Source organism: Anaerofustis sp. (assembly GCF_019420015.1).
Lineage (GTDB): Bacteria > Bacillota > Clostridia > Eubacteriales > Anaerofustaceae > Anaerofustis.
This window is the reverse complement of the sequence record NZ_JAHZIA010000008.1, coordinates 228,399-248,129: the sequence shown is the minus strand read 5'-3', so window position 1 is coordinate 248,129 and position 19,731 is coordinate 228,399. Positions and strand designations below refer to the sequence as shown.

20 protein-coding genes are annotated in these 19,731 nt (G+C 31.9%); 10 read left to right on the top strand and 10 right to left on the bottom strand.

Going from position 1 to position 19,731, the window contains the following annotated elements:
* The 3 genes from glmM (at position 1) to QZ357_RS02640 (ending at position 3,021) form a co-directional block, all read left to right on the top strand.
* A complete protein-coding gene (gene glmM, locus QZ357_RS02650; RefSeq protein WP_290771490.1) occupies positions 1–1,350 on the top strand; it encodes a phosphoglucosamine mutase in 1,350 nt (449 codons plus the stop codon).
* Entirely contained in the window at positions 1,351–2,088 is a 738-nt protein-coding gene (locus QZ357_RS02645) for an SDR family oxidoreductase (protein ID WP_290771488.1), read from the top strand. It abuts the gene before it with no gap.
* 69 nt (positions 2,089–2,157) lie between these two features.
* A complete protein-coding gene (locus QZ357_RS02640; protein ID WP_290771486.1) occupies positions 2,158–3,021 on the top strand; it encodes a DegV family protein in 864 nt (287 codons plus the stop codon).
* A gap of 76 nt (positions 3,022–3,097) precedes the next feature.
* Here the strand turns inward: QZ357_RS02640 and yyaC are convergent, their stop codons facing one another.
* From yyaC to QZ357_RS02620, 4 genes are all read right to left on the bottom strand, one after another.
* On the bottom strand, positions 3,098–3,652 hold the full coding sequence (gene yyaC, locus QZ357_RS02635; RefSeq protein WP_290771483.1) for a spore protease YyaC: 555 nt from the start codon (positions 3,650–3,652) through the stop codon (positions 3,098–3,100).
* Between the two features lie 93 nt (positions 3,653–3,745).
* Positions 3,746–4,450: an ATP-binding protein gene (locus tag QZ357_RS02630; RefSeq protein ID WP_290771481.1), complete on the bottom strand. Its 705-nt coding sequence runs from the start codon at positions 4,448–4,450 to the stop codon at positions 3,746–3,748.
* Positions 4,451–4,468: 18 nt separating this feature from the next.
* Complete coding sequence (locus QZ357_RS02625; protein WP_290771479.1) at positions 4,469–5,311, bottom strand: N-acetylmuramoyl-L-alanine amidase; 843 nt, start codon at positions 5,309–5,311, stop codon at positions 4,469–4,471.
* Between the two features lie 56 nt (positions 5,312–5,367).
* Positions 5,368–6,729 carry a hypothetical protein gene (locus tag QZ357_RS02620; protein ID WP_290771477.1) on the bottom strand — a complete coding sequence of 454 codons (1,362 nt, stop codon included), beginning with the start codon at positions 6,727–6,729 and terminating at the stop codon, positions 5,368–5,370.
* A 182-nt stretch (positions 6,730–6,911) separates the two neighbouring features.
* Between QZ357_RS02620 and serS the strand changes: the two genes are divergently transcribed.
* From serS to QZ357_RS02605, 3 genes are read left to right on the top strand one after another with little or no spacing between them, the layout of a single operon-like run.
* Positions 6,912–8,177 (top strand): serine--tRNA ligase, encoded by a 1,266-nt coding sequence (gene serS, locus QZ357_RS02615; RefSeq protein ID WP_290771475.1) that lies wholly within the window; start codon positions 6,912–6,914, stop codon positions 8,175–8,177.
* A gap of 9 nt (positions 8,178–8,186) precedes the next feature.
* Positions 8,187–9,131 carry a hypothetical protein gene (locus QZ357_RS02610; protein WP_290771473.1) on the top strand — a complete coding sequence of 315 codons (945 nt, stop codon included), beginning with the start codon at positions 8,187–8,189 and terminating at the stop codon, positions 9,129–9,131.
* A gap of 57 nt (positions 9,132–9,188) precedes the next feature.
* Positions 9,189–10,064: a S66 peptidase family protein gene (locus tag QZ357_RS02605; RefSeq protein ID WP_290771471.1), complete on the top strand. Its 876-nt coding sequence runs from the start codon at positions 9,189–9,191 to the stop codon at positions 10,062–10,064.
* Positions 10,065–10,145: 81 nt separating this feature from the next.
* Here the strand turns inward: QZ357_RS02605 and pgsA are convergent, their stop codons facing one another.
* The 3 genes from pgsA to QZ357_RS02590 are packed head-to-tail and all read right to left on the bottom strand — an operon-like array spanning position 10,146 to position 14,844.
* Positions 10,146–10,685 carry a CDP-diacylglycerol--glycerol-3-phosphate 3-phosphatidyltransferase gene (gene pgsA, locus QZ357_RS02600; RefSeq protein ID WP_290771469.1) on the bottom strand — a complete coding sequence of 180 codons (540 nt, stop codon included), beginning with the start codon at positions 10,683–10,685 and terminating at the stop codon, positions 10,146–10,148.
* Positions 10,685–12,019 carry a 30S ribosomal protein S12 methylthiotransferase RimO gene (rimO, locus tag QZ357_RS02595; protein ID WP_290771467.1) on the bottom strand — a complete coding sequence of 445 codons (1,335 nt, stop codon included), beginning with the start codon at positions 12,017–12,019 and terminating at the stop codon, positions 10,685–10,687. Before rimO ends, pgsA begins: the two co-directional genes overlap by 1 nt.
* 17 nt (positions 12,020–12,036) lie before the next feature.
* Positions 12,037–14,844 (bottom strand): DNA translocase FtsK, encoded by a 2,808-nt coding sequence (locus tag QZ357_RS02590; RefSeq protein ID WP_290771465.1) that lies wholly within the window; start codon positions 14,842–14,844, stop codon positions 12,037–12,039.
* A 218-nt stretch (positions 14,845–15,062) separates the two neighbouring features.
* Between QZ357_RS02590 and QZ357_RS02585 the strand changes: the two genes are divergently transcribed.
* The 3 genes from QZ357_RS02585 (at position 15,063) to QZ357_RS02575 (ending at position 16,592) form a co-directional block, all read left to right on the top strand.
* Positions 15,063–15,506 (top strand): cell wall hydrolase, encoded by a 444-nt coding sequence (locus QZ357_RS02585; protein WP_290771463.1) that lies wholly within the window; start codon positions 15,063–15,065, stop codon positions 15,504–15,506.
* A 16-nt stretch (positions 15,507–15,522) separates the two neighbouring features.
* Entirely contained in the window at positions 15,523–15,906 is a 384-nt protein-coding gene (locus QZ357_RS02580) for a hypothetical protein (RefSeq protein ID WP_290771461.1), read from the top strand.
* 179 nt (positions 15,907–16,085) lie between these two features.
* Complete coding sequence (locus QZ357_RS02575; RefSeq protein ID WP_290771459.1) at positions 16,086–16,592, top strand: CarD family transcriptional regulator; 507 nt, start codon at positions 16,086–16,088, stop codon at positions 16,590–16,592.
* A 73-nt stretch (positions 16,593–16,665) separates the two neighbouring features.
* Here the strand turns inward: QZ357_RS02575 and QZ357_RS02570 are convergent, their stop codons facing one another.
* The 3 genes from QZ357_RS02570 to QZ357_RS02560 all read right to left on the bottom strand — a co-directional run bounded on the left by QZ357_RS02570 (position 16,666) and on the right by QZ357_RS02560 (position 18,074).
* Positions 16,666–16,836: a 4Fe-4S binding protein gene (locus QZ357_RS02570; RefSeq protein ID WP_290771458.1), complete on the bottom strand. Its 171-nt coding sequence runs from the start codon at positions 16,834–16,836 to the stop codon at positions 16,666–16,668.
* A 195-nt stretch (positions 16,837–17,031) separates the two neighbouring features.
* Complete coding sequence (locus tag QZ357_RS02565) at positions 17,032–17,379, bottom strand: hypothetical protein (RefSeq protein ID WP_290771456.1); 348 nt, start codon at positions 17,377–17,379, stop codon at positions 17,032–17,034.
* A 77-nt stretch (positions 17,380–17,456) separates the two neighbouring features.
* Entirely contained in the window at positions 17,457–18,074 is a 618-nt protein-coding gene (locus tag QZ357_RS02560; protein ID WP_290771454.1) for a manganese efflux pump, read from the bottom strand.
* Positions 18,075–18,220: 146 nt separating this feature from the next.
* Between QZ357_RS02560 and QZ357_RS02555 the strand changes: the two genes are divergently transcribed.
* A complete protein-coding gene (locus QZ357_RS02555) occupies positions 18,221–19,699 on the top strand; it encodes a phosphomannomutase/phosphoglucomutase (RefSeq protein ID WP_290771452.1) in 1,479 nt (492 codons plus the stop codon).
* Positions 19,700–19,731 lie beyond the last annotated feature (32 nt).

The following is a 19,731-nucleotide window of genomic DNA, read 5'->3' as shown; positions in this document are numbered from 1 at the left end:
ATGGGAAGATTATTTGGTACTGACGGAGTAAGGGGAATAGCAAACACACAACTTACTTCTAAATTGGCACATAAAATAGGTTATGCCGCTACTATGAAATTGACTAAAGATAACGGAAGTTCACCTACTTTTGTTGTGGGAATGGATACTAGGATTTCAAAAGATATGATTTACTCAGGGCTTGTAAGCGGAATAATGTCTGCGGGCGGAAATGTTTTGAATGCGGGTATAATACCGACTCCGGCTGTTTCAGTTTTGGTAAAAGAGTTTAATGCCGACAGCGGTATCGTTATTTCTGCATCACATAATCCTTATGAGTATAATGGAATTAAATTTTTCAGTAAAACCGGGCATAAGCTCCCTGATGAAGTTGAAAATGAGATTGAAAGATATATATTTGATAAGGTAAGAGACAGAGATATCGTTGCGGATAAAATAGGAATTGAGACTAAGATAGCCAATCCCGGTGAAATATATATAAAATATTTATTGAGCAAACTCAATATATCATCACTTGAGGGGCTTAATATCGTGTTGGATATGGCAAACGGTGCTACATATAAGGTAGGAGTTGAAATATTTAAGAAATTAGGCGCCAATGTTATGGTTATTGCAAATGATCCAAACGGTATAAATATTAACAATAAATGTGGTTCAACCCATGTTAAAAATTTATCCAGAAAAGTTTTGGAAAAAAATGCTGATTTCGGTATTGCTTTTGATGGAGATGGTGACAGAGTAATAATGGTTGATCACAGCGGTAAGGAATTTGACGGAGATAAGATTATGTATCTTTTAAGTTGTTACTTGCAAGAAAAAGGAGAACTTTGCAACGATACGTTGGTTCTCACTGTAATGAGCAACTTAGGAGTAAAAAAAGCTTTGAAAGCAAAAGGAATAAGTGTAAGTGAAACCTCTGTCGGAGACAGATATGTTGTTGAGAGAATGATTGATGAAGGCTTTAACCTTGGTGGAGAACAATCTGGACATGTGATTATTGCTGATATAAATTCTACGGGAGACGGTATAGCAACGGCGCTTCTTGTTTGTAAAGCCGTAAAAGAAAAAGGTCGAAATATCAATGAACTGACAAAAGATCTTGTAATATATCCTCAGGTTCTTGTGAATGCTACTGTAAATAATGACAAAAAGAATGATTATGATAAAGATGAAGTTATAGTAAAAGCAATTGAAGAAATAAATAAAAAGTATGCAGGGAACGGTAGAGTATTAATTAGAACCAGCGGAACAGAGCCATTGGTAAGGGTTATGATTGAGGGAGAAAATCAGGAAGAAATAAGAAAAGACGCAGATAAACTTGCAAAATTAATAGAAGAAAGATTGATATAGATGGCTGTTAAGAATGTGGTTATTACTGGTGCAAGCGGTGATATAGGGATTAAGTTGGCAGAAACTTTTTATAATGCAGGGCATAATTTAATTCTTTTGTATAATAAAAATAAAGATTCAATTAATAAATTTATCAAAAAGAATAAAGATGACAATCATAAAATAATATCTTTGCAGTGTGATTTTTCTATAGACAGTGATGTTATTGATGCCTGCAAAAAAATAAAAAGTCAATTTAATCATATAGATGTAATTATAAATAATGCCGGGATTGGGCTTGTTAAATTTTTTGATGAGACGAACATTAAAGAATGGGACTATGTCTTTAGTGTTAATGTTAAAAGTGCGTTTATCATTACAAAAGAGCTTATAGGTGATATGATAAACCGAAAAAGCGGTAATATAATTAATATAGCTTCTATGTGGGGGCTTAGCGGTGCGAGTATGGAAGTATGTTATTCTGCATCGAAAGCTGCATTGATAGGCATGAGCAAAGCCCTTGCAAAAGAGGTAGGTCCAAGCAATATAAATGTTAATGTAATTGCACCCGGTGTTATAGAGACTAAGATGAATCTTCATCTATCAGATGAAGATATGATGGCTTTAAAAGAGGAGACGCCCATAAACAGAATCGGAAAACCTGAAGATGTTGCAAATGCGGCATTATTTCTAGCGAGTGAAGATGCTTCGTTTATCACGGGGGAAATAATAAAAGTTGATGGGGGATTTATATCTTAATAAGTTGCATTTTTATTTTATTGTAGTATACTTGTAGTAATATCCAAAATACGGGGGCTTTAAACAGTAATGAAAGTAAATATTTTAACCGATTCTACTGCTGATTTAACAAAAGAATTAATAAATGAACATGATATCAAAGTTTATCCTTTGAATATATATTTTGGTGAAGAAGAATATATTGATGGTGTAACGATTAATCATAGAGAATTTTTTGATAAGCTTGCCGTATGCAAGGAGCTTCCGACGACAAGTCAGATTGCGGTAGGAAAATTAAAAGAATTATTTATAAAATATACAGATAATAATGAAGAAGTTGTTGTGATAACCCTATCTTCAAAGTTAAGTGGTTCTTTTAACTCTGCTGTACTTGTACGAGAAAGTTTGGAAGAAGAAAGAAAAAAACGTGTGCATTTAATAGACTCTATGAGTGTAACTTTAGGATTATGCAATATTGTGCTTGAAGCCTGCAAGTTAAGAGATAAAGGTTTAAATGCATCGGAAATCGAAACTGAAATAAATCGTATTAAAAATAAGAGTACTTTAATTGCTTTAATCGAAGATTATAAATATCTTGTTATGGGCGGTCGATTGTCAAAAGCCACGGCTTTTATGGGAAGTACACTAAATATAATGCCTGTTGTCGAAATTACAGGCGGAGAGGTTGTTCCAATAAAAAAAGTACGTGGAAAAAAGAAAGGATATCAATTTATTATAGATAAAGCCAGGGAGTACGGAATAGATACTTCCAAAGCGTTTTTTATGGGGCATATTGATGATAAAGAGGCCTATGAATCTTTCAGTAAATATATGTTTGATAATTTTGAAGAACTTAAAGATATAGATATTTCTCCTGTTAAGAATATAGGTGCTGTTGTCGGTACGCATGCGGGACCTCATTGTGTGGGTATTGCATTTTTCAAAAAGAATTAATTTTGTAATATTAAAAATTATTGAGATTTTAAGAATAATGATTTTCTTAAAATCTTTTTTTTATTAATTTCAACCTTTATTGCAATATTGCGCCGGTTGCTGTATAAGGAGAATTGCCCATGGCAATAAAAATTGAGTTTGCAACGACTTTTGCCATTTCATATATATTATTTAACCGTAATGTCGTAAGTGCATTTATAGCATCTTTTTCGTTGTTGCTTACTATTAGAGTTAGTGATATATCGCCTGCCATAGGTAATATTTTCCCAAGGGCGCTTCCGGGATATATACCGCCTTTCATTAAAATAATATCTCCTATGTTTCCTTTTTTAGATATCATTGAATCTATTATGAATATGGGTTTATTCGGATATTTGATTTTTATTTCTTCTAACGTTTCTTTTATGTTTAAAGCATGAATAGGTTCTTTTATTGTTCCGTATATTGGGTTTTTTATGTAATTGTAACTTTTAAGTAAGCTTCCTACGAGGGGAGCAAATGCATCTCCTATACATTTATCTGTTCCTATCATCAAAAGTATGCACTCTTTATTTATTTTATTTTTGATTTCTTTCGATAACTCAATTGTTATATTGTCATTCAAATAATTTAATATTGTTTGATCTTCCAATTTGTCTCTCCGTAAAAAAATATATCCTAATTATAAAAATCAGGATATAAACAAATTGTAGATTTTTGTATAAAGCCATTATATTTTATTAGTTTATTTCATATTGTCCAAATTATTCTTTATAGCGGTAAACATTCTTTCATCTGCCTTAGGGAAATTATTTTTTAAATACTTTACAAGTTCTTTCATATCTTCTCTTTTTGTAAAGCCGTCGGCAGGACAACCGCTTTTTATTATGGGAATATTTTCTGTCTTTACTGCATGTATTATATCTTTTTCTTTTGCGTATAATAATGGACGTATTGTGTATACTCCTGTTCTGTCAAGATAGGTTACGGGCTTAAATGTATGTATTCTTCCTTCATATATAAGGCTTAATAAAAAAGATTCTATGAAATCGTCTCTGTGATGTCCTAATGCTATTTTGTTGCTTCCAAGAGACAGTGCTGTTTCGTTTAATACTGCTCTTTTCATTTTTGAACATAAAGAACACGGGTTTTTTTCTTTTCTTTCTTCAAATACTATTTTTGCTATATCCGTTTTGATTATTTTGAGGGGAACGTCAATTTCATCACAAAACTGTTTAAGGACCTGAAAGTTTGAATTACTAAATCCAACGTCAACACATATGGCAGTCAGTGAAAATTTAACCGGTGAAAAATACATGAAGGTTCTTAATGCCTTTAGAAGAAGCATACTGTCTTTCCCTCCTGATACCGCAACGCATATGTTTTCATTTTCCCTTATCATATCAAAATCTTTTACTGCTTTTCTTATACATCCTAGTGTCTTTCTCATAACTTTATATTTTAAATTTTAAAAAAATTTATTTACTCCTTTTACGATTGCTTTTACTAATTCTTTTTGATTTTCTTCTTTTTTTACTTCTTCGATTTCGTTCTTGTTTGAAATAAATCCGCATTCTATCAGTACACTTGGGCAATTTGCCATTTTTAAGACTCTGAAGTTATTGTCTTTAACCGCATTTTTTTTGTCGGCAAGTAAAGGGGCTATATAGTTTAGTCTGCTCATTTCATTATTTAAGATTTCGGCGAATTCCAAACTTTTTTTTGCTTCATGGCATAGCGTTTTATCTTTTACCGTAACATTGCTTCTTCCTCTTGATGTTTTTATTTGTTTACCATCTGTGTAATAAACCGTTGTTATCCCCCCGCTTAGTTTTTCTTTTATAAATGGATATATTTTTCCGCTTTCTTCTACGTAAATGTCTTTGTTATCCAGGTTTGCTTTGTATGAAGAATAATATATGGTATAGCCGTTTTTATCGTTGACGGTTCCCGTTGAGTCATGATGTATGCTGATGAATAAATCCGGATTTGTTTTATTTGTTATTTTTGTTCTTTTAGTTAATGTAAATTCTTTTTCTTCTTTTTCTGGTTCTCTTGTAAATTTTACCTTATAGCCTTCTTTTTTTAAAGCTTCAGCCAATTTTAAAGTTACTTGATCATTAAGTTCATATTCTTTTGTTTTGTTCTTGTCTTTCCCGATGGCACCTTTATCCATCGATAATTTTCCTCCATGTCCCGGATCCAGAAGGATAGTATAGCGTCCTTTGTCTTTAATTCCTATTATAATAAATGTTATTAGTATCAAGAATATTAGGAGTAGTAACTTTTTTTTGTTTTGTGTAGTATTCATATTTATATTTTATCTTTTAATACCCCCATAAAATGTTATATTTTGTGGGGGTATTACTATAATTTTTCTATTAATTCTGCAATTTTATCAAAATCATCTTCGGAGAACATCAAATCTACAGGGCTTTGCTTTTCTTTTTTTGTTTCATTTTTTGCATTAGTTTGTTTTGTCTTTTCTTTCTTTTTATTTTGTTCCGTTGTGATATTTTTTTTCTTGTCACGAAGGTTTTCTGTGATTTCCGGTTTTTCTTTTTTTGTTGTTTCCTTTTGTTGATTTTCTTGTTTCTCTTTTAAAAGAATCTTCATAAATTCTTCTTTTTCTCTTTGCTCCACTGCTTCTTTGCTTTCGTTTAGAAGTGGACTTGAAACAATAGCTTCTGATAATTTTTTATTTGAATTTTGTTTTTTTATTGGAGGTGTTTCTTTTGTTGTTTTGTTTTTCTTGTATGGATTTGTTCTTTTTCTTTTTTGTCCTATTTTTTTGTTTGTTTCTTCAAGCAGTTCCACATCGCTTAAATGTTTTATTTTCCTTGGTTCTTCTTCTGCTTTTGATTCTATTTCTCTTTTGGTCAAATCATACATCTTTAACATAAGGTTGTATTCTTGCATGTCGACTACTTTTGAACGTTCGTTTAACGATGTATGTATTGTTTTGATGTTGTCGAGTACACCGTTTAAAATTTCTTCTTGTTTTATTCTTTGTATTCTAAGCTTTTCTTGTTTTCTTATTTCTGCTTCTAGTTTTAGTTTTTCTGCCTTTTCTTTTTCAAGTGTCTCCAGCTCTTTTTGTATATTCAATTCTTTTAAAGATAATGTATGTTCAAAATTTTTAAGTTCCAGTTCCTTTTGTTTTAAACGGTTCTCTTTTTCTTCCAATCGTTTTAATGCTTGCCTTGCCTGTTCCTCTTTTTCTTCTTCTTGATGTTTTATTTTTTCCAATTCTTTTTTCATTCTGGTTAATTTGATTTCTTCTTTGTAATCAATCGGATCGTCGAATACTTGAGGGAGTGTAGTCTGTACTTCGGGTTCGGATTTTTCTTCTTCATGCTCTTCGCTGCTCAACATAAAAGATCTTGATATGCTTTCAACGATAATATCCACTGTAAGGGCAATGAGTTGAAGATAGGTTGAAACTCCTATTTTTAAAATAAATCTGAGAAGAACGTATATTATTGCATTTGCAAAAATGACACTTGAGATTTCAAATATCATTCCTCTTGTTTCTTCTTTGTAAAGTCCTGCAATAAAATATATGCCTATTTTAATAAGAATAAGCAAAGGTATGACTTTTATGAATGATGGGTCTATTGCTAAATTGTTCGCATTGAATATTTTATTTGACAATATATATGTAAATGCCATAAAAAATACATCAATAAGAACCAAAGATAATATTTTTACTATTTTATTTCTACTCAATATAATCACCCTAATAATTTTTCATTTAATTATAACATAAAGTCCTTAAATACCAAAATGTTAATTATATCTATTAAAGGTATAAAAATGTCCTTTTTCCAGATTATAAAAGGTATACAGTTGAAATTACAAAAAAAAAATATTATAATAAAATATAAATTTGTGATTTGTTAGGAGATATTATGTTAGATATAAAAAGAATAAGAAGTAATACCGAGGAAGTGAATGAGCTTTTAAGCAGAAGAGGGGATTACAGTGTTGATGAGATAGTAAAATTAGATTTGCAAAGACGAGAATACTTATCAAAAGCAGAGGAAGGAAAAGCAAAGCAGAATAAGGTTTCAAAGCAGATTCCGATTATGAAAAAGGAAGGTAAAGATGTCAGCGAACTTTTGAGTGAGATGAAAGAACTTTCCCTTGAAGTAAAAGAATTTAATGCTAAAGTCAGCGAAATAGAAGAAAAGATCAATGAAATTATTCTTTCGATTCCAAATACTCCGAATAAAGATGTAACGATAGGAAAAGACGAAAACGATAATAAGGAGCTGATAAAGGTAGGCAGTGTAAGAGATTTTGATTTTGAGCCGAAAGCCCACTGGGATTTGGGTGTTGATCTTGGGCTTTTAGATTTTGAAAGAGCCGTTAAGATTTCCGGAGCAAGATTTTCTATGTTTACCGGACTTGGGGCAAAGCTTGAAAGAGCTTTGATTTCATTTATGTTGGATACACACACTGTGGATAGCAATTATATTGAGATTTCACCTCCTTTTATGGTTAACAGAACTTCTATGACCGGAACAGGACAGCTTCCTAAGTTTGAAGAGGATGCATTTAATATTAAAAATAATGACTATTTCTTGATTCCTACAGCAGAAGTTCCCGTAACCAATATTCACAGAGGTGAGATATTGAATGAAGATGATTTGCCTAAATATTTTACTGCATATACTCCTTGTTTCAGAGCAGAAGCAGGCAGTGCTGGAAGGGATACAAGAGGGTTAATCAGAAATCATCAGTTTGATAAAGTTGAGCTTGTGAAACTTTCTAAGCCGGAAAATTCATATGAAGAGCTTGAAGATTTAACTATGGAAGCAAGAAAAATTTTGGATTTACTTGAAATTCCATACAGAGTGATAGAATTATGTACCGGAGATTTAGGATTCTCTGCCGCAAAAACCTATGATATAGAAGTGTGGCTTCCAAGCTATAACAGATATGTTGAGATTTCGTCTTGTTCGAATTTTGAAGATTATCAAGCGAGAAGAGCTAATATAAGATACAGAGATAAAAACGGTAAAGTAAACTTTGTGCATACTTTGAACGGTTCTGCCCTGGCTGTGGGAAGAACTTTTGCAGCCGTTCTTGAAAATTATCAAAATGAAGATGGAAGCGTAACAGTTCCTAAAGTTCTCAGAAACTATCTTGGAGGGTTGGAAATAATCAAATAGGTATCGGTTATGAAAAAAAGAAAAAGAATAATTGGAAAACATAAAAGCAATATTGACAGTTTGTTTGATGAAGCATCACAAGATAAAACCGACTTAAGAGAGGATAATATAGATTACTCAAATGATATGTTGTTAGAAGAAGACTCTGAGAGCACAATAAAAGAGAATGGAAATACTATAAAAGATGATAATAATCAAAACTTTGTTGAAGATATAAATGATGAAGAAGGGTTTATATTTGAGGACGAATCTCCTGTTACATTGAAAGAAGCTCTTCAGTTTAAAATAACAAAAAAGACTATTGGAATATTTATAGGTATAATACTTTCGGCGTTTATTCTCGGTTTTGGATTATATAAAATTTTTCCGGGAGGAAAGGTTTTTAACGGTATTGTAAAGTTAGATGATACAATATCAAATAATAAGGTAGAATGTGTTGTTGAGGATATAGTGGTAACGGATAATCTATCAACATCATTAAAGGCAGATGATGGAAAAGTTTTTGTTTGTATATATTATAAATATAAAAATATTTCGAATACCGAGCTTAAATGGGAGGATTTGCCGTATTTAAGTCTTGGAGTATATGATACGGATGAGACTGGTAAGACTCCTGTTAAAACTTTTGATAACAGCAGTATTGACAATGATGCCTTAAGAGAATACTCCTATATAATGGGTCTTGATTTAAGAGGGAATTTAGATCCGTTGGAAGTATCTGAGAGTAGATATGACGTTGATGTATTCGAAATAGACCGTTCATTATTTACAACTGATAAAATATATTTAACTTTTGATATATTTGATAAGGCTATAAAAGTAGAAGAAGGGCTCAGTACTCTTCCAGATTTGAATGAAACCATCAAAGAAAATCAAGATGAAATAAAGAAAGAGCAAGAAGAGATGGGTATTCAAGAAATAGAAGACAATTCGTCTGAAGTAAATAATCAGTAAATTATAAAAGCAGTAAATCCTTTGATTTATTGCTTTTGCTTTATGGAGGGTATAAATATGTTTAAGAAAAATGATAAAGTGGGTATTGTCGCTTTATCGAATCCTTTAAAAGAAGATGATAAGTATGCGCTTAAAAAACTTATTTTATTGCTTGAAAATATGGGGTTAATACCTGTAGTAGCCGAATACATTTTTGAAAATGAAAATAAATACTTTATAGGAAAAGAAAAAGCCGAAAATTTACTTAAGTTATACAGAGATAAAAATATTAAGGGGATTTTTGATGTGTCGGGAGGTAATATCTCCAATGAAGTTTTGAACTATCTCGATTATGATATTATAAGCAAACATTACAAACCTTTCTTTGGTTACAGTGATTTAACCGTTGTAATTAATTCAATTTATACTATGTGCAAAAAATGCGGATATTTATATCAAGTGAGAAATTTGGTTTCTTCATATAAAGAAATACAATATAACAACTTTTTTAATTCTTTTTTTATGGGAGATCGGGATATCTTTGATTTTAAGTATGAATTCATAAAAGGAAATGAGCTTGTAGGTGAGGTGATAGGGGGTAATATAAGATGTTTTCTTAAGCTTGCAGGTACAAAGTTTATGCCGGATTTTAAAAATAAAGTCTTGTTTTTGGAAAGTCGAAGCGGAGGAGTTGACTTAATGATGACATTTTTTAATCAACTTTTACAAATGGGAGTATTTGGCGATATAAAGGGATTAATACTTGGCAGGTTTTCAAGTATGGAAAGGGAAGACTTACGTCCTTCGATTAATGAAATAGTTTTGCAAGTGGCACAGGATTATGATTTCCCTATAATTAAAACATCCGATATAGGACACAATCAAGATTCCAAATGTATCATAATAGGCAAAAAGTATGTATTTAAAAATAATCGTGTTCAAATTTTTTCTTAAAAAATACATATTGTTGTACATTGAGTTAAAATATAAATAGTAAAAAAAAGTACTCATATGAGTACTTTTTATTTTATTTAACTATTCTTTAACGTTAAAAAGATTTTTGTTTAATATAAGATAATTTGCACCGGAAACAATGGTTAACACTAACGCAATATACATTAAAACCAGTGAAATATTGTAAATCATCGGAGTTAATGCGCAAAAATGCATAAGTACCAATGCTACCATTTGCGTTGTGGTTTTCAGTTTCCCTATTTTATCGGCTGCTATAACAATTCCTGCCGAAGCGGCAAGTACTCTGAGTCCAGTTACAATAAATTCTCTTGCAAGAATAACAATTACCACCCAAGATGGAATGAAGTTTATTTCCACAAAACAAATCATAGCAGACATAACTAATAATTTATCTGCAAGAGGATCTACGAATTTTCCAAAGTCCGTTACCATATTACATCTTCTGGCTATTTGTCCGTCAACAAAATCAGAAATAGATGCTATAATAAATATTATACCTGCAATTATATAATTATTGGGTATTTGGGTTAATACCATTATTATTACATATATGGGTATCATAAAAACTCTGAATAAGGTTATTTTATTGGCTAAGTTCATTACTTTGTCCTTCCTATTAAATCATATTCCATTGAATCTTCTATTACTATATCATAAAAATTGCCTATTTCTAAGTATTTATCTGAATAAATATATACTTCTCCGTCTATTTCCGGACAATCCATATAACTTCTTCCTATATATACTTTATCTTCACCTTCCACTTTTTCTTCTACGAGTACTTCCAATGTCTTGTCGATATAGCTTTCCATCAGTTCTTCTGATACGGCTTCCTGAGCCTGCATAAGCTCTGTATATCTTTTTTCTTTTGTGTCTTCATCTATTTGAGGTTTTATTTTGTATGCGGGAGTTCCTTCTTCTCTGGAATATTTGAAAAATCCTACTCTGTCTAATTGGTATAGTTCTATGAATTCCAATAATTCTTTATGTTGCAATTCTGTCTCTGAAGGGAATCCGGTAATAAATGTAGAACGTATTTTTATGTCTTTTATTTTGCTTCTTAATTTTCGGATTAAGTTTAGAATATCTTCTTTGGAAGTCTTTCGCCCCATCTTTTTTAATATATCGTTATTTATGTGTTGAAGAGGCATATCTATATATTTAACGACTTTATCAATTTTTGCGATTTTGTCGATAAGTTCATCGGAAATTGTTTCCGGGTATATATATAATACTCTTATCCATTTTATGCCTTCTATTTTATTGAGTTCTTCAAGAAGTTTTGGGAGTTCTCTTTTTCCGTATAAGTCGATTCCGTATTCGCCTACATCCTGTGCAATAAGTATTATTTCTTTAACCCCTCTGTGAGCAAGCCTTTTTGCTTCGCTCATTATATCTTCCAACTTTCTGCTCCTTTGTTTACCTCTTATGCTAGGTATGACACAATATGTACAATGCTTGTCGCACCCTTCACTGACTTTTATGTAAGCATAATGAGACGGAGTGGTTAACGTTCTGTCTGTTTCAAATATAGGACAATCAATGTTGTCGGTTTTTACTATTGTTTCTTTTGATTGTTTTTCTTCCATATTTTTTATGATTTTATCCATATTATAAAATTCACCGGTTCCTATAAATGCATCCACTTCCGGAATTTCTTTTATAAGTTCGTCAGCATAACGCTGCGCCAAGCATCCCGTTACAATTATTTTTACTTCATCTCTGTCTTTTTTTACAAGGGTCGCTTCTAAAATTGCATTGATACTTTCTTCCATTGCATCATGGATAAATGTACAGGTATTTATAATAATAAAATCACTTATGGTTGCATCGTCTACAATTGTATATCCTTGTTGTTTAAGTATATACATGATATTTTCGCTGTCCACTGTGTTTTTGGGACATCCTAAAGTTAAAATAAATACATTCTTCATGTTTTTCTCCATTTGATTTAATATATTTCATCTTCTATATCAAGAGTTCCTTCGGGGTATACTTCATCGCTTTCAACCACACTGTTGCTGAAGAAATCTTCTCTTTTCTTGAGGACTTTTCTTGGTTTGCTTCCTTCTTGCGCAGAAACAATTCCTTTTTGCTCTAGTTCATCCACAATTCTCCCCGCTCTGGCATATCCTATTCTAAGTCTTCTTTGAAGCATTGAAGTTGAGATTTCTCCAAGTTCAAAAGCTATATTAAGGGCATCGTTGAATTTATCATCAATAAAGTCATCTTTGTCTATATTCTCTTTTGCCGAAGGCATATTTTCTTCAACAGAAACCGTTTCTATTCCTTTTATTGCATCTTCGTCGTAATTAGGATGTTGTGTTTCTTTAATGAATTTAACTACACTCTCAACCTCTTCATCGCTTATGAATGCACATTGAGCTCGCATAGGTGCATTGCTTCCCACAGGAGCATATAACATATCTCCTCTTCCCAGAAGCTTTTCTGCTCCTGCCATATCCAATATTGTTCTTGAGTCTATTTGAGATGATACGGCGAATGATATACGGGAAGGTATATTTGCTTTTATAAGACCTGTGATTACGTCGACAGAAGGTCGTTGTGTTGCCAAAACTAAATGTATTCCGGCAGCTCTTGCAAGCTGAGCAAGTCTGCAAATTGCGGATTCGACCTGAGAAGCGCATGTCATCATTAAATCCGCAAGTTCGTCTATAATGATAACCCATTGTGCCATTTTTTCTCCGCCGGTTTCTTCCATTTTTTTGTTGTATCCTTTTATATCCCTTACTCTGTTTTGCGCAAATAGGTCATATCTTATTTTCATCTGTTTTTCTGCCCATTTCAAAGCTCCCGCTGCGTGGTTTGGATCTGTTTCCACGGGTACTAACAAGTGAGGGATACCTTCGTATATATTTAGTTCTACCATTTTTGGGTCTATCAAAATAAGTCGGACTTCATTTGGATCCGCATGGAACAAAATGGAATTTATTATCGCATTTATACATACACTCTTTCCGGATCCTGTCGCACCTGCAATAAGCAAGTGAGGAAGTTTTGCAATATCCATTATAACCATGTCGCCTGTTACGTTTTTACCAAGAGCAATGGATAATTTTGATTTTGAGTTTTTAAATTTTTTATCTTCGACTATTTCTCTAAAACCTACTACTGAAACTTCTTTGTTTGGAACTTCTATTCCGATGGCGCTTTTCCCTGGGATAGGTGCTTCCATTCTTATTCCGTTTGCGGCAAGGGCCATTGCAAGATTATCTTGTAGCCCAACGACTTTGCTGACTTTTATTCCCGGCTCTAGTTCCATCTCGTATCTTGTGACGGTAGGTCCTATACTTACTTCCGTAACGCGAGCTCCGATTTTAAAATTAGATAGCGTTTCTTCCAATATCTTTGTATTTTCAAGAACTCTTTCTTTTTCTCCCTTATTATTTCGTCCCTTTGCGGCTTTTAATAAATCTGCTTTTGGAAAGATATAAGGTATTGTTTCTTTTTCTTCAACTAATTTTTTATTTTCGCTTATGGTTTTTGTAGCGATATTGTTATTCATTGCTTCTTTGATTTTATTTAGCTGTTCTTTTTGTTCCTTATTTGCTTTGTCAATATCACTTACATCTATTTTTTCAATATGGGGCTCATCCAGATCCCTAATGTAATCCTTTGTAGCGGGCTTTGGTTCTATAAATTTTTTTGTTCGCTCTATTTCTCTGTTGTTTATGTCCTGGCTTTCTCTTGTTTCTTGTATTATTGCATCAATACCCTGTTCTTCTCTTACTCTACTTTTTATTTTTTCTTTGTTTGGTTTTTCATTTGTGTTTTTTAATGGATAAATTTCAGTATTATTACTTACTTCGTTTAATTCGCCCTGTTCGTCTTTATAATAAGTTTTGATTATGGGTTCACTTTTATTGTCTTTGTGGCTATTGATGCTTTCCCCAGTTTGATTTTTTGTTTCTTTATATTCTTTTTCCCATTTGTTTAATACTTTCTCTTTGTCTTTTTGTGTGTTTAAAGAGTTTTTGTCATATGGGTTTTTCGGTAGTTTATTTTTAAATGTCGGGAAAAAGCCTTGTTTTACAGGTTGTTTGTTGGCTTGCTCTCTTATTTGCTCTTCTCTTTTTTGTATTCTTTCTGTTAATTTTTGTTCTCTTATTTCTTGTTTTATTTCTTTTTCTTTAAGTCTTATTGCTTTTCTGCTTTCTTTGTATGTTGCTATATTGTCTTTGAATATCAAAATTAAACATACTATTATTGTCGCGGTTATGAATATATAACCGCCTACCTGAGAAAGGAGAGTTGTGTATATTCCTCCTAGCCATATGCCTATTATACCGCCTTTGGTTACGACATTCAAAACGGAAACAAAAAGTTGATTACTGAATGCTCCGTATTTAAGCAGCTCTCCTCCGACGTTGAATGCAGCCATGATATTAAATATAATAATAATTACGCAAATAAGCGTTATTGTTTCTGTAAATGGTTTTAATCTTGAGATAATATAAAACCCAAAAGCTAAAAAAGAAAGTCCTATAAGGGCAGTTCCGACGCTGCCGAATAGAAACATAGAAATCTTGTGCAAATTATTTCCGAAGACTCCGCTGTCTTTTGACCAAATGGAATACAGCATGAATATTCCGAAAAATAAAATAACGACGCCTATGATTTCATTTTGAATAATTCTTTTTTTGAATAATTCCTGTTCCAGTTGCTTTTTTGTTGTTCTTGTTGTTTGTTTTCTCTTTGATGTATTTTTATTCTTTTTATTTGTTTTTTTGTTAACCAAATTTATACCTCATATATGTAAAGTTCATAATATTTTAATAAAAAGTCTTATATTATATTTTATCATAAAATAATTTTATTTCATAGCTAAAAAGGTGTTGGGATTGAATAAAGCTCATTTATCTTATGTTGTTTTTGATATTTAATAATTACAATATTTTGAATATACTTTAGTTTTTTGAATATAAATTTATTATAAAATATTTTTTGGAGGATGTAATGGCATATTCTGAAAGAGAACTTTTGGCAAGACTTATAGAATGTGAGGCAGGCGGAGAAGGGGATGTTGGTATGGCCGCTGTGGCAAGTGTAGTTATGAACAGAGTATACACACCCTACGGTGAATATGCAAGAGTTTCTGATGGCGGAAGTATAAGAAATATAATATATCAAAAAAATCAGTTTACATGTGCCATGGAAACTGTAGGCGGCAAATATAATCCTCAGAATATATACAACATGAATCCTACCAATATACATTATGCAATTGCTGATTGGGCAATGGGAGGCGGCAGGCTTTACAGCTTAGGTTATGCTTTGTGGTTTTACAATCCGTTTTCCAGAGAATGCAGACAGAATTTTCCGAGTGAAGTCGGCAGCTTTATAACAAAAATCGGAGGGCATTGTTTTTATAATCCTACAGAAAAATATTTAGATACATAAAGAAAAGGGGAGGCATATGGAAAGAGAAGATAATTTAAACAATATATTAAACGGAGGTGGGCTTAATAATAATATAGATACTCAGATGAATAATATTTCAAATGAGAACAGCGGAAACGGAGGCGATATACCTTCGATATATACTGTAGGCACAACCCCGGATGTACTAAACAGAATAAAAGGTGAATACTGTATTTGTGAATTTGTAGTGGGAAGTGATACCCTAGTTACAAAAGAAGGAATTATGTATAATGTCGGGTTAAGTTATTTTACTTTATTCAATCCTTCGAATAATGAGTATATCGTATGTGATATATATGCCGTTAAATTTATAACTGTTCCGAGAGCAAACAGTCCAAACGGATATACGCCACCGAACAATTCAAGGAGAAGAAGATAATAAGCTCATATTTTGAGCTTATTTTTGTTATAAATATTAAAAATTTTATTACATAAAATATATTTAAATGCTATAATTAATAATATAAGCAGTTTAATCAAGGCATAAAGTATTGATTAAACTGTTTTTTTATCCTTAAATTTTAATTTGCCAATATAAATTAAGAAAGAGGCTGCGTTATGTACCAATTAAATGAAGTTATTTTATATGACACTGAGGGGCTTTGTAAGATAACAGAAATTGCGAGCAGAAATTTTGGCGGAGGGGATACGGATTTTTACATATTGACACCTATAAATAAAAAAGGAATGACTATATATGTTCCCGTAAACAACAAAAAGCAGACAGATAGGATGTGCAGGGTTTTATGTCCGGAAGAAATATATGAATTAATAGAAAATGTACCGGAAGAAAAATGGATAGAAGATAAAAACGAGAGAAAAATTCGGTATAAAAAAATTATACATTCCGGAAACAGGAAAGATATAATAAAATTATTTAAAACGTTGTACATTCACAGAGAAGAACAGGCTAGAAAGGGAAGGCATCTTCATCTTGTCGATGAGCAAGTATTTAAAAATGCAGAAAAAATTTTATATGAAGAATTTTCTCATGTGCTTCATATCTCCAAGGAGGATGTAGGTCCATTTATTTTAAAACATATTAAAGTTAAGGAAAAATTATAGTATTTCCCGGGAAATGTTGTGTAAATAAAAAAGAAGGCTTCAAGCCTTCTTTTTATGTACGAATAATTGAATCTTATTCAGGTTGAGCTGCTCCTGTTGGGCAAGCACCTGCACAAGCTCCACAATCAATACATGTAGCTGCATCGATTACGTATTTTCCATCGCCTTCAGAGATTGCTCCTACTGGACATTCACCAGCGCAAGCGCCACAAGCGATACATTCATCAGTAATTACATGTGCCATGTCTTAATACCTCCATATTATTTCTTTGTTTGTATTAATATAACATTTTTAATGTTTTAATGCAATAGGAAACTCTTTAAAAAAACGGTATTAAAATTTTCGGTATGGGAAATCTTTTTATATAAAGGGTTTAAGTTAAAATAAAAATTTTATATATTGTTTTATAATTAAAGGAGAGCAAAAGCTCTCCTTTAATTATCTTTTTACGTTGTCAAAAAAATAGATTAATTTTCCTCTTGGGGTGTTTATTATTCTGCAGTTACATTTTTCTTTGCATTTACATTTACAGTTACAATTGCAGTTAGAGGTCCCTCTTGAATTTATGTTTGCCAAATCTGTGCCTCTTTCCCCTTGGCAAGAACAAGATTTTCTTTCTTGCTGTCTGCATTTGCAGTTGTTTCTCTCGCATCCACAAGATCTTTCTCTTTGTTCTCCTGTCATTGATGTTTCGTGCATACATCCGCAAGAATTATATCTAGGTTCGTTATTTAACCCCATATTTTCATTATTACATCCACAAGATGTTCTGTTTGAGTAATTCATTATATATTCTACCACCTTTTTTACTATATTACTGTTTTCGGTATATAATATGATATTTTTGTATTATTGTTACTTTTTTACATTATTTTGCTAAAAGCCAGAATGATAAGCAATATGCCGCTTAGCCAACTTAAGTTTGCTTTTGCCACATCTCCAAGTCTGTGCCCTGTTTTAAATCCGACAAAAACCAGAGATATACAAATCAAAAAAGTTAATACAAATATAATATAGACATTAGTAAAGGGAAAAGATAATCCCGCACACAATGAATCTAAAGATCCCAAAGATGCAATAAGCATAGCTTCTTTTATATCCAAGTCTTTTGAGTCGTTAATATCGGCTTTTGTTTCATCAAGAAAAACATCAATAAAAATATTGTATCCCTCTATTTTAACATTTATATTTTTGTTTAATACTTGCATTCTTTTAAGATAATTTTTTATTGCTGTTGAAAATATGTTATAGCTTCCTATTATGATCAATATAAAAAAGCTTAACATATTAAATAGATGAATCGGAATTATATCAGACAGTATATTTGATAAAAGTATTGATATGCTTATGGACAGGGCACTTCCCAGAGCTATTATTACTGCTCCCGGGATTTTAACCTTGATTTTATTTGCACCAAAAGTTGAACTTACCAGAAATGTATCCACGCTAAGTGCAACTATTAAAAGTATTATTTTAATCAATTTTATTCCTCCCCATACTTAGTCATATTTATAATATTAAGAATATTGTTTATATGTGCTTGTATAATTAAAATACATATAAAATGTATAAAAATGAGAGGATTTATGGTATATTAACAGTAACATGAATTTATCGGGAGGAAAAAATGGATTTAAGGAAATTACAAAACGGCTCTGATGTCAGAGGAATTGCTTTGGACGGAGTTAAAGGTGAAGAAGTAAATTTAACAAATGAAGCAAGTTACAAAATAGCAAAAGCTTTCTCTGTTTGGTTAAAAAAGAAATTAGGTAAAGAAAATATAAAAATAACAATTGGAAGAGATTCAAGAATTTCCGGACCTGATCTTGCACATAGTGTAATGAGAGGTTTGAGCAGTGAGGAAGGGATTGAAGTTTTATATTTTAATTTATGTACTACTCCTGCTATGTTTATGAGTTGTATAAACAAGGAAATAAACGCTGACGGAGCAATAATGATAACAGCCAGTCATTTGCCTTTTAACAGAAACGGGCTTAAGTTTTTTACTAAAGATGGCGGTGCGGAAAAAGAAGATATAAAAGATATACTTGAGATAGCTAATGAAATGTCTTATGAAAAAAATGAAGCGGTTTATAATGAACTTGATTTTTTAAGTATTTATGCTGCTGAATTAGTGGATAAAATAAAAGAGCGTACAGGAGAAGAAAAACCTTTCCTTAATAAAAAAATTATTGTTGATGCCGGTAATGGTTCTGGAGGTTTCTTTGCAAGTAAAGTTCTTGAAGTTTTGGGTGCGGATACTTCTGGAAGTGTGTTCTTGGAACCTGACGGAAGCTTTCCGAATCATGTTCCAAATCCTGAACTTAAAGATGTAATGGATGAATTTTCAAAGACTGTTGTTAGAGAAAATGCAGACCTAGGTATCATATTCGATACTGATGTAGACAGAGCTGCCGCAGTGGATAAAAGCGGAGAGGAAATAAGCAGAAATAAGCTTGTTGCGTTGATGGCAGATATTTGTCTTGAGGAAGCAAAGGGAAGCTACATTGTTACGGACAGCGTAACCAGCAGCGGACTTAAAGAATTCATAGAAGAAAAAGGCGGAGTACATCATAGATTTAAAAGAGGTTACAAGAATGTTATAAATGAGGGGATAAGGCTCAACAAAGAAGGTAAAGAGTGTCTTCTTGCAATAGAAACCAGCGGACACTGTGCACTTAAAGAAAATTATTTCCTTGATGACGGTGCTTACATGGTTGTAAAAATACTTGTGAAGTTCAATGAACTAAGCAAAGAAAACAAAACCTTTGACGATTTAATCGGTTCTTTAAAAGAACCTAAAGAAGAAGCTGAGCTAAGAGCAACTTTTCTTGTCGAGGACTTTAAGGAGTATGGAGCAAATTTACTTGAAGATTTTAAAGTTTATGTTAAAGAAAAGATGGTCGGCGCAAGTTTTGAAGAACCTAATTTTGAAGGTGTAAGAGTAAATGTTGATAGAGACGGAATAAAAGGCTGGGTGCTTTTAAGATTATCTTTGCATGATCCTGTGCTTCCTATTAATATCGAATCTGAAAATGATGGTGGGGTAGAAAATATTAAGAAAGAAATATTGAGTTTCTTGGAAAATTATAAAGTTAAATTTTAAATGATAATTAAAGTTGCATCAATAATTTTGTT